This window comes from Phaeovulum vinaykumarii (assembly GCF_900156695.1).
Taxonomy (GTDB): Bacteria; Pseudomonadota; Alphaproteobacteria; order Rhodobacterales; family Rhodobacteraceae; genus Bieblia_A; species Bieblia_A vinaykumarii.
Genome location: NZ_FTOM01000001.1, coordinates 554,543 through 569,365, shown reverse-complemented (window position 1 = coordinate 569,365; position 14,823 = coordinate 554,543). Strand labels below are relative to the sequence as shown.

Below are 14,823 nucleotides of genomic sequence, written 5' to 3'. Positions count from 1 at the left end.
GTCCCGTGCCGCACGCGGTGGCGGCGCTTGCGGCGGTGGATCGGGGCGCAGATCGGGCCAAAGATCGGCCCAAAGATCGGTTCGGTGCGGACGGGCCTTCCGCGGCCCGCGCGCCGGGGGCACCGGGCCTTGCTGTCTTCGGGCCTTGCCGTCTTTTCCCATCGTCCACTGGCAGGTGCGCAGCGGAAGGCGTCCGGGCCGCGGCGTTGGTGCCGCAGTGCGGCCGAAAGGCTTTCCCCCCCGGCCCGCAGGCGATAGAAAGCGCCTCCGAGGAGCCAAGGAGGGGGGATTACCGCCATGAGCGCCACGCCTGCGCCTGCGCCTGCGCGTCGGCTGATGCCGTCCGATCTTGCCGCCCGCAAGGGGGGCGATCCCATCGTCTGTCTGACCGCCTATACCACGCCCGTGGCCCGGATCGCCGATCGTCACTGCGATCTGGTGCTGGTGGGGGATTCGGTGGGGATGGTGCTGCACGGCCTGCCCTCCACGCTGGGCGTGTCGGTCGAGATGATGGTGATGCACGGGGCGGCGGTGAACCGCGGTCTGGACCGCGCGCTGATGGTCGTCGACATGCCCTTCGGCAGCTATGAGGCCGGGCCCGAACAGGCCTTTGCCGCGGCCGCGCGGATCATGCGCGAGACCGGCGCCGGCGCGGTCAAGCTGGAGGGGGGCGTGGCCATGGCGCCGACGATCGCCTTCCTGGTGGCGCGCGGCATCCCGGTCATGGCCCATGTCGGGCTGACGCCGCAGGCGGTCAACACGCTGGGCGGATACCGGGTGCAGGGGCGCGGCGCCGATGCCGACCGGGTGCGCGCGGATGCCCGCGCCGTGGCCGAGGCGGGCGCCTTTGCGGTGGTTCTGGAAAAGGTGTCCGAGCCGCTGGCCGCGGCGCTGACGGCGGAACTGGCCATTCCCACCATCGGGATCGGGGCCTCGGCGGCCTGCGACGGGCAGGTGCTGGTGATCGACGACATGCTGGGCATGTTCACCGATTTCCGGCCGCGCTTCGTGCGCCGCTATGCCGAACTGGGCGCCGCTGCGGAGGAGGCCGTGGCCGCCTATGCCGCCGATGTGCGCGCGCGCCGCTTTCCGGCGGCCGAACATGTTTTTGCCGAAACCGGGGGTGCGCGATGATCGTTCGTCAGGTGGGGCCGCTGCGCCAGAAGGTGCGGGCCTGGAAACGCGCGGGCCAGAGCGTGGGCGTCGTGCCCACGATGGGGGCGCTCCATGCCGGGCACCTGAGCCTGGTCGATGCCGCGCGCGCCGCATGCGACCGCGTGATCGTGACCATCTTCGTCAACCCGCGCCAGTTCAACAGCCCCGAGGATCTGGCCAATTACCCGCGCACCGAGACCCGTGACGCCGCCCTTCTGGCGCCCTTCGAGGTGGACGCGATCTTCGTGCCCGACCCCGATCAGGTCTATCCGGCGGGCTTTGCCACCAATGTCTCGGTCTCGGGCGTCTCCGAGGGGCTGTGCGGGGCGCATCGGCCGGGCCATTTCGACGGCGTGGCGACGGTGGTCAGCAAGCTTTTCGGCATGACCGGGGCCGAGCGCGCCTATTTCGGCGAAAAGGATTTCCAGCAATTGCAGGTGGTCCGGCGGCTGGTGGCCGATCTCGATCTCGATGTCGAGATCATCGGCTGTCCCACCGTGCGCGAGGCCGACGGGCTGGCGCTGTCCTCGCGCAATGCCCGCCTTGATACGGCGGCGCGGGCTGCGGCCCCGGCGCTCTATCGCGCGCTTCAGGACGCCTCCGAGGCGCTGGTGGCGGGCGCGCCGGTCGCCCCGACGCTGGCCGCCGCGCGCGCCGCGATCCTGGCGGGGGGCTATGCGGAGGTCGAATATCTGGAACTGCGCGCCGAGGACGGGCTTGCGCCCCTCGAGCAGGCAGACCGGCCCGCGCGGCTTCTGGCGGCGGCATGGATCGGGGGCGTGCGCCTGATCGACAACATCCGGCTCTGAGACGCGGCGGGCTTTGGGGCGCGGCGGCGTTGAGGCGGTGCCTTCCCGTGTCGCCTCAGCCCAGCAGATCGGCCAGCACCAGCGCCATGACGCGGGCGCTGTCTTCCATGTCTTCGACGCCCACCCATTCGTCGGGCTGATGCGCCAGCTCCAGCCGCCCCGGCCCATAGGCGATGCAATTGCCCAGCTTGCCGATCCGGTCGATGTGCTTCTGGTCGTATGTGCCGGGCGAGACCACATGGCGCGCCTGCCGCCCCAGCACGCGGGCGATGGCGGCTTCGGTCGTGCGCACCACCGGCGCGGCTTCGTCGGTCATGCTGGGCTGGACCTCGAACAGGTCGCGGATCTCGTAGCGGAAGCCGGGGCGGTCGCGCGCCAGACGCTCCAGCAGCGCCACCATCTCGGCCTTGACCGCCCCGAGGTCTTCCTCGATCAGGAAGCGCCGGTCGATCACCATGCGGCAGCTGTCGGCCACGCAGGGCGCGGGCAGCGCGGTCGATCCGGGCTCGGGTTCGGCCTCGCCGCCGTGGATCGAGTTGATGTTCAGCGTCGAGGCCCGCGCGCCATCGGGGATGACCGGCATGGCGGTGCGCCGGCCGGCCAGTTCGGGCAGGAGCCGCGCCTCGATCTCGGCCATCAGCGCGCCCATGTGGCGGATGGCGCTGTCGCCCAGGAACGGCATCGAGCCGTGCGCGATGCGCCCGCGCGTCTCGATCTCGGCCCACCAGACGCCGCGATGGCCCAGGCAGATGCAATCCTTGCCCAGCGGTTCTGGGATCAGCACATGCTGCACGCGCTCGGGCGCAAAGAGGCCGCGTTCGGCCATGAAGGCCACCCCGCCATAGCCGCCCGATTCCTCGTCCGCGGTGGCCGAGATCTCGATCGCGCCGGCGAAATCGGGGCAGGCGTCGATGAAGGCCAGCGCCGCGATGACCGAGGCCGCCAGCCCCCCCTTCATGTCACAGGCGCCGCGGCCATAGATGCGCCCGTCCTCGAGCGCGCCGCCGAAGGGGTCGCGGGTCCAGCCCTGGCCGACCTCGACCACGTCATGGTGGCTGTTGAAATGCACGCAAGGTCCGGGGCGCGCACCGGCCCTGCGCGCCAGCATGTTCCAGCGCGGATAGGCGGCGCAATCGCCGGGGCTGCCGTGGGCGCGCATCAGCTCGACGGTGAAGCCCTGCGCCTCGAGGACGCCGCCCAGATATTCGCAGATGCGCAGATAGTCGCGGCCGGGCGGGTTCAGCGTGGGAATGGCGATCAGCGCCTGCGTCAGCGCGATCAGATCGCCGCGCCGGTCGCCGACAAGGCGGGCGATGCGCGCGTCAAGGGCGCCGGTGCGGTCCGGGCCGGGCGCGATAGGCGGGGAAGGGGGCGGGGCGCTGTCGGGCATGGCCGAAAGGTTAGGCGCGGGATCGGGGCGGCGCAAGCGCGCCCGTGCGGGCGGTATGAAAGCGGGGGGCGAAAGCAGGGATGGGGCCGGCATGCGACAGGATTTCGCCCCTGCGACGGCGCGCGGCACTGGCAAAGCTGGGCACGGCTCTCTAATTCGTTCAACATGAGACCCGAGCCGTCGGGCGTGCATGTCCCGGCACCCTGTCACCCCGGCTGCCTCGGAAAGGAGGCCAGAAATGCTTTTCGGGTTGTTGCGTGGCGCGGCGCTTGCGCTCCTTGTCTCCACGCTCGTCTATCTGGCGGTCAGCGCCTATGTCCGGTCGCTGCGCCGGCAGAAACTGGAACAGGACTGGGACGTGGCCTATCGCCCGGGCGAGAACCCCGAGGGCCGGGCCGAATTCATCGCGCGCGGGATGCGCGCCTTCCGCAAGAGCCTGGCGTATCGGCTGTTGTGGCTTATCTATGCCGTTCCTCTGGCCTTCGCGGTGGTCACCGTCTGGGTCATGAACCATCAATAGGAGGACATTCTCCCGTGTGGACCGCCATCAAATGGACCCTGGTCGGGATCGTCGTCGTCGTGTTCGGGGGGCTCCTGAGCTATACGCTGCCCAGCCACGACGTGGTCCGGGTGCAGGAAACCTATAACCGCCTGACCACCATCTCCAGCTCGAACGCCATGTTCTATGCCAGTTCGGACCGTACCGAAACCGGCCCCGAACAGCGCGACATCTACTTCATCCGCGGCGTCTTTCCCGACGAGAAGGTGAAGGTCTATCGCAACGAGGACACCGGCTGGATCTGGCCGCCCTATTTCAAGCTCGACAGCTCGAACCTCCAGGCCGAGGCCGCCAACCTGGCCTCGACGCGGGACGCGCCGCAATGGGTCGTCATCACCTATTACGGCTGGCGCATCCCGTTCCTGTCGGTCTATCCCAACGCCGTGTCCTTGCGTGCCGTGGACAGCCCCGACGTCACCGTGGTGCCGTGGTTCAACATCATCTTCCTGACCTTCCTTGCGCTTTGCGTGCTTCTGGCGCGGCGGATGTGGATGCAGTTCCGCCTGCGCACCATCGCCCCGATGATCGACGATGTGAACGACGCGCTCGAGGATGTCAGCGAAAGCGGCGAGGAAGCCGCCCGTCGCGCGCGGGGCTTCTTCTCGCGGCTGATCGGCCGCTGATCCCCGCCCGACGCGGACAGGACTGCACATTGCAAGGGGGCGCGGTTCCGGCCGCGCCCCCCTTTTTCTGCGTGTCATAGGCGGGTTCAGGGGCGGTTCAGGCGCCGGGGCTCAGCGCCGGCGTGGCCGCCGCGGCGCCGCTGCTGCCCAGCCCATGTTCGATCTGCCACCAGGCGGCCAGATCGGCGGCGCGGCGTGCGGGACAGGTGCAGCGCCTGCATCGCATGCAGGTCCGCGGCCAGCAATGCGGCCAGCCGATAGCCGCAGGCCGCCGCGCCCGTGCCCGGCGCCTCGGGTGTCAGCATCGCCTCGATCGCGGCGGCCTCGGGCCAGCGCGCCACCATCTGCGGCAGCAGCGGGGCCCCGGTTCCGGTCTCGGCCAGAAGCCTCTCGAGCGCAAAGGCCACCATCGGGTCGCTGCTCGGATCGGTCTCGGCGGGCAGGGGCGGCGGGGCAAGGGGGCTCGACATGGCGACCTTAGGCGCAGGGAAACGCGCGCCTTGTGCCGGGCACGACGCCGGCGGACGCAGCTGTCCCGGACATGAGTGGCGCTTTCGCGGGGGCGGGCAAAGCCTGTCTTCCGGACGGGTTGGGGCGGCCGGGTCGGGCGGAAATGCCGCGCGGTCGGGTCGGGGCCGCCCGCTGCGAAGGCGCGTGGTGAGGGGAGGTTGTCGTTGATGCGCGCGGGGCAAGCCGCTAGCCTCGGCGCGACCTTGTCCCATGACCCGTCCCAAGATCCCAGATGCCCGCCGAACCCAGCTTGCCCAACCTGCCCCAGCCGCTTGATCCGCGCGTGTTCGAGGGGCGCCAGCCCGATGCGCGCGCCGTTGCGCGGCGGGTGGCGGCATTGGCGCAGCGCCGCCGTGTTGACGGGCCGGCCGAGGTGGCCTTCCTGCTCAACGCCATCGCCTGCATGGACCTGACGACGCTGGCGGGCGACGACACCCCCGAACGCGTGCGCAGGCTCTGCGCGCGGGCGCGTCACCCGCTGCCCCCGGCGCTGACCGAGGCGCTGGGCGTCGCGGATCTGCACACCGGCGCCGTCTGCGTCTATCCGACGATGGTCGCCCCGGCAGTGCGCGCGCTTGCGGGGACGGGCATTCCCGTGGCCTCGGTCGCCACGGGCTTTCCGGCGGGGCTGATGCCGCTCGATCTGCGGCTGGCCGAGATCCGCGCCGCGGTGGGCGAGGGGGCCTGCGAGATCGACGTGGTCATCACCCGCGCCCATGTGCTGCGCGGTGAATGGGCGGCGCTTCACGACGAGATCGCCGCCATGCGCGCGGCTGCGGGCCCGGCGCATCTGAAGGTGATCCTGGCCACCGGCGATCTGGTCAGCCTGGCCAATGTGCATGCGGCCTCGGTGGTGGCGATGCAGGCGGGGGCGGATTTCATCAAGACCTCGACCGGCAAGGAAGGCGTGAACGCCACGCTGCCGGTGTCGCTGGTCATGGTGCGGGCGCTGGTCGAACATGGCGCGCGCACGGGGGCGCGGGTGGGGTTCAAGCCCGCCGGCGGGCTGCGCAGCGCTGCCGACGCGATTGCCTGGCAGATCCTGATGCGCGAGGAAGCCGGCCCCGACTGGCTGCGTCCGGGGCTGTTTCGCATCGGGGCCTCGTCGCTGCTGGGCGCGATCGAGACGCGGCTGGCCCAGATCGTGACGGGGCGGGCGGGCACGCCGCTCATGCCCGCGTGACCGTCTGACCCAGAAGACCGGTTCAGAAGACCGGCCCGGAATGACAAGAGGAAAGCCCATGTCCCTGCCGCCCCCCGATTACCTGCCCGCGCTTCTGCCCGAGGCCCCCGCGCGCGCGCTTCTCGACAGGGCGCCGCCGGCCGGGGTCGCGCCCGCGGTGCTGGGGCAGACCGATTGCACGGGCCGCGGGGCGCAGTTGGCCGCACTGGCCGCGCGGCTGCGCGCCGAGGCCGAGACCTGTGCTGCGGCGTTGGCGCTGGCGGCAGGGCGGCCCGCGGGGGCGGTTCTGGCCCATGATCTGCCGCGCGCGGCCGCCGCCCTGGCCGAGGCCGCGGGGGCCTGCGCCGACGGGGGCTTCGCCGCCGGGGTTGCCCCGGCCCAGGGTGTGGGGCTGATCGTGGCGGGCGGGGCCGGGTTCGCCGATCTGGCCGAGGCCGTGGCGCGCGCGCTGCTTGCCCATCGTGGGGTGATGATCGCGGATGGCGGCGCCACGGCGTCGGTTCTGGTGGCGCAGGCGCAGATGGCGGGGCTGGCCGGGCTTGCGCTGGCCCCCTCATCCGACACTCCGACATCCGGCACCTCCGCACCCGAGGCCACCGCACCGGAGAATCTGACCGCGATGTGGCTTCTGGGGGCCGATCCGCGCGCGGCGCTGCGCGACACCCGCGGGGCCTGCCCGGTCTGGCTGGCCGGGCGCGGCACGCCGGTCATGATCGTCGCGCCCGATGCCGATCCCGATGCCGCAGCCGATGCCGTGGCCGAGGCCGCCTGGTCCGGTGCCGCGGGGGATGGGCTGCGGGTGCTGGTCGCCGAGGCGCTGCTTTCGACGCTCGAGCGGCGGTTGCGCGCGCGGCTTGCGCGGCTGCGGGCGGGCAATCCGCGCGATCTGAATGTGGACCTGGGACCGGGGACGCCCGCGCCCCTGCTCGAGGCGCTGCGCGGCGAAAGCGGCCTTGGGATCGCCGAGGGGCCGGGCGGGGCGGCGCTGATCCTCGGGGCCTCGCTCGGGGTGCCGGGGCTTGAACGCGCGCTGAGCGGGCCCCTGGTCACGGTCGAGAGCTTTCGCACCCTGCCCGAGGCGCTGACACTGGCCAATGCCACGCCCTGGCCGCATGCGGCTGCCGTCTTTGCCACCGCCTGGGCCGATATCGAGACGCTGGTGCGCGGGCTTGCGGCGCCGGTGGTGCGGGTGAACCGCGTGCTGCCCCAGCCGGGCGAGGCCATGGGCGGCCTGGTGGCAACGGGGCCGCTGGCACCGATGCCCGCCCTGCCCGAGGCCGCCGCCCCGCGCATGGGCGATCCGGCGCTGGCTGCGGCGATCGCGCGCGCTCGTGCCGCGCGTCTGCCCCAGGGGCGGGCGCTGGGCCGGGCGCTTGCGGCGCTGGGCGCGCAATTCGCCCCCGGTGTGACGGTGGGGGCGTCCGAGGGGCGCGTCGATGCAGGCAGCGGGGCGTTCTGTCTGGACCTGCCGGCGCCGGTCGGGGTGCTGGGGCTGGCGCTGCCCCGGAACGGGACCGATGGCGCGGCGCTGGTGCTGACGGCGCTGGCGGCGGGCAACCGCGTCGTGGCGGCGGGGCCCTTGCCCGAGGGCTTTGCGGTGGCGGTCACGGCGCGGCTTGGCCCCGGCGCGCTGACCCATCTGCCGGCGGAACAGGCGCCGGGACTGGGCGCGCAGGACGGGCTGGATGCGCTTTGGGTCTGTGCTGCGCCCGAGGGGACGGCCGCGCTCTGGGCCGGGGCGCTGGCAGCCACGCCGGGCCCGCTGCCGGTCCTGCGGATCGGGGCGGCGGACTGGCGCGCAACGCCCGAGGCCCTGGCGGCGCTGGCCGCTCATGCTCGGCGCCGGCGCCTGATCCATCTGGGCTGACCCCTCCATCTGGGCTGACCCCATGAAAACGGCGCCGCAGCCCGAGCCGCGGCGCCGCGTGAAAAGGGTCCGGCCGGGCGATCAGGCGTTGGCGGCCCGGATCTTGTCGGCGGCGGCCTTGTCGAATTCGATGCCCTCGGCCTCGAACAGCGCGTCCAGCTCGCCCGACATCGTCATCTCGGTCACGATATCGCAGCCGCCGACGAATTCGCCCTTGACGTAGAGCTGCGGGATCGTCGGCCAGTCGGCGAAATCCTTGATGCCCTGGCGCAGGTCCTCGTCGGCCAGCACGTCGATGTCGACATAGGGCACGCCCATGTAGTTCAGGATGCCGGCCACGCGGCTGGAGAAGCCACAGCGCGGCATCTCGCGGTTGCCTTTCATGTAGAGCACGACGGCGTTCTGCGTGATCGTCTCGCGGATCGTGTCGGCGATATCGGTCATGGGGATGCTCCTTTCAGGGGCGATGCGCGGGCCGCGCAAGAGGGTGTTCGAAAACGGGGGGGCGATGCGCGGGCGACGTCAGGCCGGGGCCTTGGTGGTCAGCGCCAGCGCGTGAAGGGCGCCGTTCGAGCCCTCCATCTGGTCCTTGAGCGCGGCATAGACGGCGCGCTGCTGCTGCACGCGGTTCTTGCCGCGGAAGCTTTCGTCGATGACCTCGGCGGCCCAGTGATTGCCGTCTCCGGCAAGGTCGGTGATGGTGATCTGCGCGTCCGGAAACGCCTTTCGGATCAGATGTTCGATGTCCTGGGCTTCGATCGGCATTGCTGTTTCCCTGTCAAACCTGCGGCGCTTTGACACGCAAGGTAGAGCGCCCGGCGAGGGGCTGCAAGGGGCGGTGGCGGGCGCGTGCGGGGTTTGTGGCGCTCAGGGTCTCTGCGGCACCCGCGCCAGCAGCTCGGCAACGCGCGGGCCCAGCGCTTCGACCACCTTCTCGACCCCGCGCGCCGACGGGTGGATGCCGTCGGCCTGCATCAGCCCGCGTTCCGCGCGCGTCTCGGGGGGAAGGGCCGCGATGGGGCCCAGCAGGTTCTCGACCAGAACCGCGTCATGGGCGGCCGCCAGTTCGGGCCAGATCGCGTCGAAATCGGCCTTGTAACCCGCGCCGTAATTGGGCGGAGCGGGAAGCCCCGCGATCAGCGCGGGCAGCCCGCGCGCGTCGATCGTGGCCAGGATTGCCTCCAGATTGGCGCGCGCCTCGGCCGGGGGCAGTCCGCGCAGAAGGTCGTTGCCCCCCAGCGCGACCATCACCGCATCGGGGTCTTCGGCCAGCGCCCAGTCGATCCGCGCGCGCCCGCCCGCGGTGGTGTCGCCCGACACGCCCGCGTTGATGACGTGCACGTCCAGGCCCTGCCCCCGCAGCCAGGCCTGAAGCTGGGGCACGAGGCCCTCGCCCGCGGGCAGCCCGTAGCCCTGGGTCAGGCTGTCGCCCAGCGCCAGCAGCCGCAGCGGATCGGCCGCCGCCATCCCCGCGCCCAGGCCCGCCCAGAGCCCCGCCAGCACCAGCGCAACCGCTGCGGTCTTGTTCTGGCGCCGGCGCGGGCCATATCGAACCCTGTCCCCCCGTTTCAGGAGCCTTGCCATGACCGACCCCGTTCTTGCCCTTGACGATCTGCGCCTCACGCTGGCGGGGGGCGCCGGTCCGGTCGAGGTGCTGCGCGGGATTTCCATGCAGGTGGGCCGGGGGCAATCGGTCGGGCTGGTGGGGCCGTCGGGGTCGGGCAAGTCGTCTCTCCTCATGCTGATGGGCGGGCTCGAACGGCCCACCGGCGGGCGCATCTCGGTTCTGGGCCGGGATCTGGCCGCGATGGACGAAGACGCGCTGGCCCGCTTTCGCAGGGACAATATGGGCATTGTGTTCCAATCCTTCCACCTGATCCCCACGCTGACGGCGCTGGAAAACGTGGCGCTGCCGCTGGAGCTGGCCGGGGCGGGGGATGCGATGGCGCGCGCGCGCGCCGAGCTTGACGCCGTGGGGCTGGGCGCGCGGACGCATCACTACCCCGCCGAGATGTCGGGCGGCGAGCAGCAGCGCGTGGCGCTGGCCCGCGCGATGGCGCCGCGCCCGGCGATCCTTCTGGCCGACGAACCCACCGGAAATCTCGACGCCGCCAATGGCGCGGCGATCATGGACCTGATCTTTGCGCTGCGCGACCGGCACGGGGCGACGCTGGTTCTGGTGACCCATGCGCCCGAACTGGCCGCGCGCTGCGACCGGGTGGTGCGCATGGCCGACGGGCAGCTTGCGCCCGAGGAGGCCCCGGCCGAAGCCGCAACGGGGGCGGATCAATGAGCGCGCTGGCGCTGCGGCTGGCCGCGCGCGAATTGCGCGGCGGGCTGGCCGGGTTTCGCGTGTTCCTGCTGTGCCTGATCCTGGGCGTGGGCGCCATCGTCGCCGTGGGGCAGGTGCGCGCCGCGCTTCAGGACGGGCTTGCGCGCGAGGGGCGCGTGATCCTGGGCGGCGATGCCGAGCTGGAATTCACCTATCGTCACGCCGACGCGCAGGAGCGCGCCTGGATGGAGGACCGCGCCGCCGCGGTTTCGCAGGTGACGGCCTTCCGCTCGATGGCGCGGCTGCCCTCGGGCGATGCGGCGCTGGCGCGGGTCAAGGCGGTCGATGCCGCCTGGCCGCTGGTGGGGGAGGCGCAATTCGACCCGCCGATGACGGTCGAGGCGGCGCTTTCGGCGCGCGACGGCGTCCCCGGCGCCGCGATGGAGCGCGTGCTGGCCGAGCGGCTGGAGCTGGCCCCCGGCGACCGCTTCCTTCTGGGCGATACCGAATTCGAATTCCGCGCGGTTCTGCTGCGCGAGCCCGACAGCGCCGGTGTGGGGGGCTTTGGCTCGGGCTTCGGGCCGCGGCTTCTGGTGCGCGAGGCGGCGCTGGCCGAGGCGGGGCTGATCGGGCCCGGCGCGCTCTACGAGGTGGCCTATCGGCTGCTGCTGCCGGGCGCCGACCTTGCCGCCGAGAAATCCGCTGCCGAGACGCGCTTTCACGACGCCGGGATGCGCTGGCGCGATGCGCGCCGGGCCTCGCCGGGCTCGGAGCGGTTCCTCGACCGCATGGCGACGTTCCTCGTGCTGGTCGGGCTGGCGGGGCTGGGCGTGGGCGGCGTGGGCATCTCGGCGGCGGTGCGCGCCTGGATGGAGCGCAAGACCGCCACCATTGCCATCCTGCGCAGCCTCGGGGCCTCGGCCGGGCTGGTGCGGGCGGTCTTCGGCCTCCAGATCGCGGCGATGACGGCGCTGGGCGTGACGCTGGGGCTGGCGCTGGGGGCGGGGCTGCCGCTTCTGGCGGCGCCGCTCCTGGCGCCGGTCCTGCCGTTCGATCTGGATTTCGCGCTCGATCCGAGGGCGCTGGCCGAGGGGGCGGTCTATGGCGCGCTGGTGGCCGCGCTCTTTGCGCTCTGGCCGTTGGCGCGGCGTCTGGGCGTGCCGGCGGCGGCGCTTTTGCGCGATATCGGGCCGGGGGCGCGGGCCTGGCCCGGTGCGGGCAGCGTGATAGCGGCGGGTGGTCTGCTGGGCGCGCTGGCGGGGGCTGCGGCCTTCTTCTCGGCGCGTCCGATGCTGGCGCTGGGCACGGTGGCCGGGGTCGGCGTGGCGCTGGCGCTTCTCTGGGCCGTGGGGGCGGGGCTTGCGGTGCTGGCGCGCCGGGCCGCGCGCGGCGGGCTGGCCGATGGCCGGCCGGTCCTGCGCACGGCGCTCGCGGCGGTGGGCGGCCCGCGCTCGGAGGCGCGCGCGGTGGTCATGGCGCTGGGGCTGGGGCTGACGGTGCTGGCCGCGATCGGCCAGATCGACGGGGGCTTGCGCCGCGCCGTGGCGACCGATCTGCCTGCCCGCGCGCCGGCCTATTTCGTGCTGGACATCCAGCCCGATCAGTTGGCGCCCTTTTCCGAACGGCTGGCCGGCGATCCGCTGGTCGAGAAGGTGCAGACCGCGCCGATGCTGCGCGGGGTCGTCACGCGCCTCAAGGGCCGCCCCGCGCGCGAGGTGGCGGGCGATCACTGGGTGGTCCGCGGCGATCGCGGCGTGAGCTATGCGGCCGCGCCCCCGCCCGACACCCGCATCGTGGCCGGCGAATGGTGGCCCGAGGATTACACCGGCCCCGCCCAGGCCAGTTTCGCCGCCGCCCAGGCCGAGGAACTGGGCCTTGCCCTGGGTGACACGCTTTCGGTCAATATCCTGGGCCGCGAGATCGAGGCCACGATCACCTCGCTGCGCGAGGTCGATTTCTCCTCGGCGGGGCTGGGCTTCGTGCTGATCCTGAACGAGGCGGCCTTGCGCGGCGCGCCCCACAGCGCCATCGCCACGATCTATGCCCCCCCCGAGGCCGAGGCGGGCCTTCTGCGCGATCTGACCCGCGCCTTCCCCAACATCACCCTGATCGGCGTGCGCGAGGCCATCGGCCAGGTGGCGCGCGCGCTGGGGCAGGTGGCGCAGGCCAGCAGCCTTGCGGCCGGGGTCACGCTGGCCTCGGGGCTGGTGGTGCTGATCGGGGCGGCCGCGGCCGGCGAGGCCCAGCGCGCCCGCGAGGCGGCGCTTCTCAAGGTGCTGGGGGCCTCGCGGCGGACCATCCTGGCGTCGTTTGCGCTGCGTGCGGCGCTGATGGGGGCGGCGGCGGGCGTTGTGGCGGTGGCGCTGGGCCTGCTGGCGGGCTGGGTCGTCATCGACCGGCTGATGGAGGCCGAATTCCGCCCGGCGCTGGGGCCGGCGCTGTGGGTCGTTGCGGGGGGCGCGGGCGCCAATCTGGCCGCCGGGCTGGTCTTTGCGCTGCGCCCGCTGGCGGCGCGGCCCGCAGGCGTGCTGCGCGCGCCCTGAGGGGGCGCGCTCAGGGCGCGCCGCCCTCCGCCGGGGGTTTGCGCGCGCCGGTCATGAAGGCCACCGCGTCCGACATGGTGTAATTGCGCGGGTCGATCACGCACAGCCGCCGCCCCAGCCGGTGCACATGGATGCGGTCGGCCACCTCGAAGACATGCGGCATGTTGTGGCTGATCAGCACGATCGGCAGGCCGCGCGCCTTCACGTCGAGGATCAGCTCGAGCACCCGGCGGCTTTCCTTGACCCCCAGCGCCGCGGTGGGTTCGTCCATGATCACCACCTTCGAGCCGAAGGCCGCCGCGCGCGCCACCGCCACGCCCTGTCGCTGCCCGCCCGAGAGGGTCTCGACCGGCTGGGCGATGTTCTGGATCGTCATCAGCCCCAGTTCGGTCAGCTTCGCGCGGGCGCGGCGCTCCATCTCGGGGCGGTCGAGCATGCGCAGGACCGTGCCCAGAAAGCCCGGCTTGCGGATCTCGCGGCCCAGGAACATGTTGTCGGCGATCGAGAGCGCGGGCGAGAGCGCAAGGTTCTGATAGACGGTCTCGATCCCGGCCGCGCGCGCATCAAGCGGCGAGGTGAAGCGCATCTCGCGCCCCTCCAGCGTGATCGTGCCGGCATCGGGCCGGATCGCCCCCGAGATCGCCTTGATCAGGGTGGACTTGCCCGTGCCATTGTCGCCGATCACGGCCAGGATCTCGCCCGGCATCAGGTCGAAGTCGCAATGATCGAGCGCGGTCACCCGGCCATAGCGCTTGACCAGGCCGCGGGTCTTGAGGATCGGGTCCATCAGCCGGCCACCTTTCGGATCCACTGATCGACGGCCACCGCCGCGATGATCAGGCCGCCGATCAGCAGATAGGTCCATTGCGGATCGGTGCCCAGCATCTTGAGGCCCAGCGAGAACACCCCCACGATCAGCGCCCCGAACAGCATGCCCAGGATCGAGCCGCGCCCGCCAAAGAGCGAGATCCCCCCGATCACCACGGCGGTGATGCTTTCGATATTGGCGAATTGCCCGGCGGTGGGCGAGACCGAGCCCAGCCGCCCGATCAGCACCCAGCCCGCCAGCGCGCAGATCAGCCCCGAGAGGACGTAGACCGCGACCAGAACGCGGGCGACCTGCACGCCGGCCAGCTCGGCGGCGTCGGGGTCGTCGCCCACGGCATAGACACGGCATAGACATGGCGCCCCCAGGCGGTGTGGCGCAGCACATAGGCCAGCCCCAGCACCAGCGCCACCATCGCCACCACGCCATGGGTGAAGACCGCCCCGCCCGGACGGAACGACTGGCCGAAGACTTGCAGAAGCGGCGCCGCGCGCGCGATGTCCTGGGCGCGGATCGTCTCGTTGGCGGAATAGAGGAAATTCGTCGCCAGCACGATCTGCCACATGCCCAGCGTCACGATGAAGGGCGGCAGCTTCATGCGCGCGACCAGAAGCCCGCTGATCAGCCCCATCAGCGCGCCGGTGGCCAGGCCCGCCCCCACGCCCAGCACGGGCGGCATCCCGTAGCGGAAGGTGACCTGGCCCATGACCACCGAGCTGAGCACCATCACCGCCCCCACCGACAGGTCGATCCCCGCGGTCAGGATCACCAGCGTCTGCGCCGCCCCGACAATGCCGACAATGGCCACCTGTTGCAGGATCAAGGTCAGCGTGAAGGGCGACAGGAACTTCTGTCCCAGAAGGGCGGCAAAGACGGCCAGGGCCGAGACCAGAACGATCAGCGGCACCATGGCGGGGGTCTGGTGCAGGAGCCGGTGAAGGCGTGCCGCCAGGCTGCGTTCGGGGGCGAAACGGGCGATCTGGGGTGCCGGGGCGGCCCGAGCCTGCGCATCGCCTGGCGGTCCGTGGCTGTTCTGGGTCGTCATGGCCTGTCCCCCGCGATCCGCGCCCCGCTTTCCCCGGCCCC

14 protein-coding genes and 1 pseudogene are annotated in these 14,823 nt (G+C 72.3%); 8 read left to right on the top strand and 7 right to left on the bottom strand.

Features of this window, described 5'->3' with window-relative positions:
* The first annotated feature begins 297 nt into the window (after positions 1-297).
* Positions 298-1,134: a 3-methyl-2-oxobutanoate hydroxymethyltransferase gene (gene panB, locus BW949_RS02685; protein WP_076363347.1), complete on the top strand. Its 837-nt coding sequence runs from the start codon at positions 298-300 to the stop codon at positions 1,132-1,134.
* Entirely contained in the window at positions 1,131-1,964 is an 834-nt protein-coding gene (gene panC / locus BW949_RS02680; protein ID WP_076363346.1) for a pantoate--beta-alanine ligase, read from the top strand. The genes panB and panC overlap by 4 nt, the downstream gene beginning before the upstream one ends.
* Before the next feature lie 55 nt (positions 1,965-2,019).
* Here the strand turns inward: panC and BW949_RS02675 are convergent, their stop codons facing one another.
* Entirely contained in the window at positions 2,020-3,354 is a 1,335-nt protein-coding gene (locus BW949_RS02675) for an acetylornithine deacetylase/succinyl-diaminopimelate desuccinylase family protein (RefSeq protein ID WP_083947542.1), read from the bottom strand.
* Between the two features lie 238 nt (positions 3,355-3,592).
* Here BW949_RS02675 and BW949_RS16690 point away from each other — a divergent pair, with 238 nt between their 5' ends.
* Positions 3,593-3,874 (top strand): hypothetical protein, encoded by a 282-nt coding sequence (locus tag BW949_RS16690; RefSeq protein WP_076363345.1) that lies wholly within the window; start codon positions 3,593-3,595, stop codon positions 3,872-3,874.
* Positions 3,875-3,888: 14 nt separating this feature from the next.
* On the top strand, positions 3,889-4,536 hold the full coding sequence (locus BW949_RS16685; RefSeq protein ID WP_235816182.1) for a DUF1523 family protein: 648 nt from the start codon (positions 3,889-3,891) through the stop codon (positions 4,534-4,536).
* An 86-nt stretch (positions 4,537-4,622) separates the two neighbouring features.
* Here the strand turns inward: BW949_RS16685 and BW949_RS02660 are convergent, their stop codons facing one another.
* A complete protein-coding gene (locus BW949_RS02660; protein ID WP_076363344.1) occupies positions 4,623-5,006 on the bottom strand; it encodes a hypothetical protein in 384 nt (127 codons plus the stop codon).
* 272 nt (positions 5,007-5,278) lie between these two features.
* On the opposite strand from BW949_RS02660, the gene deoC reads away from it, so the two are divergent.
* Both deoC and BW949_RS02650 read left to right on the top strand, forming a co-directional pair.
* Positions 5,279-6,229 carry a deoxyribose-phosphate aldolase gene (deoC, locus tag BW949_RS02655; protein ID WP_076363343.1) on the top strand — a complete coding sequence of 317 codons (951 nt, stop codon included), beginning with the start codon at positions 5,279-5,281 and terminating at the stop codon, positions 6,227-6,229.
* Positions 6,230-6,287: 58 nt separating this feature from the next.
* Positions 6,288-8,096 carry an aldehyde dehydrogenase family protein gene (locus tag BW949_RS02650; RefSeq protein WP_076363342.1) on the top strand — a complete coding sequence of 603 codons (1,809 nt, stop codon included), beginning with the start codon at positions 6,288-6,290 and terminating at the stop codon, positions 8,094-8,096.
* An 81-nt stretch (positions 8,097-8,177) separates the two neighbouring features.
* Here BW949_RS02650 and grxD read toward each other — a convergent pair whose 3' ends face one another.
* The 3 genes from grxD to BW949_RS02635 all read right to left on the bottom strand — a co-directional run bounded on the left by grxD (position 8,178) and on the right by BW949_RS02635 (position 9,680).
* Positions 8,178-8,540: a Grx4 family monothiol glutaredoxin gene (gene grxD, locus BW949_RS02645; protein WP_076363341.1), complete on the bottom strand. Its 363-nt coding sequence runs from the start codon at positions 8,538-8,540 to the stop codon at positions 8,178-8,180.
* A gap of 78 nt (positions 8,541-8,618) precedes the next feature.
* A complete protein-coding gene (locus BW949_RS02640) occupies positions 8,619-8,861 on the bottom strand; it encodes a BolA/IbaG family iron-sulfur metabolism protein (protein WP_076363340.1) in 243 nt (80 codons plus the stop codon).
* 102 nt (positions 8,862-8,963) lie between these two features.
* Complete coding sequence (locus BW949_RS02635; RefSeq protein WP_083947540.1) at positions 8,964-9,680, bottom strand: arylesterase; 717 nt, start codon at positions 9,678-9,680, stop codon at positions 8,964-8,966.
* Here BW949_RS02635 and BW949_RS02630 point away from each other — a divergent pair.
* Both BW949_RS02630 and BW949_RS02625 read left to right on the top strand, forming a co-directional pair.
* On the top strand, positions 9,679-10,389 hold the full coding sequence (locus BW949_RS02630) for an ABC transporter ATP-binding protein (protein ID WP_076363339.1): 711 nt from the start codon (positions 9,679-9,681) through the stop codon (positions 10,387-10,389). The two genes, BW949_RS02635 and BW949_RS02630, sit on opposite strands and share 2 nt — an antisense overlap.
* Positions 10,386-12,911: an ABC transporter permease gene (locus tag BW949_RS02625; RefSeq protein WP_076363338.1), complete on the top strand. Its 2,526-nt coding sequence runs from the start codon at positions 10,386-10,388 to the stop codon at positions 12,909-12,911. The genes BW949_RS02630 and BW949_RS02625 overlap by 4 nt, the downstream gene beginning before the upstream one ends.
* Before the next feature lie 10 nt (positions 12,912-12,921).
* On the opposite strand, the gene BW949_RS02620 is transcribed toward BW949_RS02625, so the two are convergent.
* Together BW949_RS02620 and BW949_RS02615 are read right to left on the bottom strand one after the other, a co-directional pair.
* Entirely contained in the window at positions 12,922-13,698 is a 777-nt protein-coding gene (locus BW949_RS02620) for an ATP-binding cassette domain-containing protein (RefSeq protein WP_076363337.1), read from the bottom strand.
* Positions 13,698-14,782, bottom strand: a pseudogene (locus BW949_RS02615) (ABC transporter permease). Before BW949_RS02615 ends, BW949_RS02620 begins: the two are co-directional and overlap by 1 nt.
* Positions 14,783-14,823: the final 41 nt, after the last annotated feature.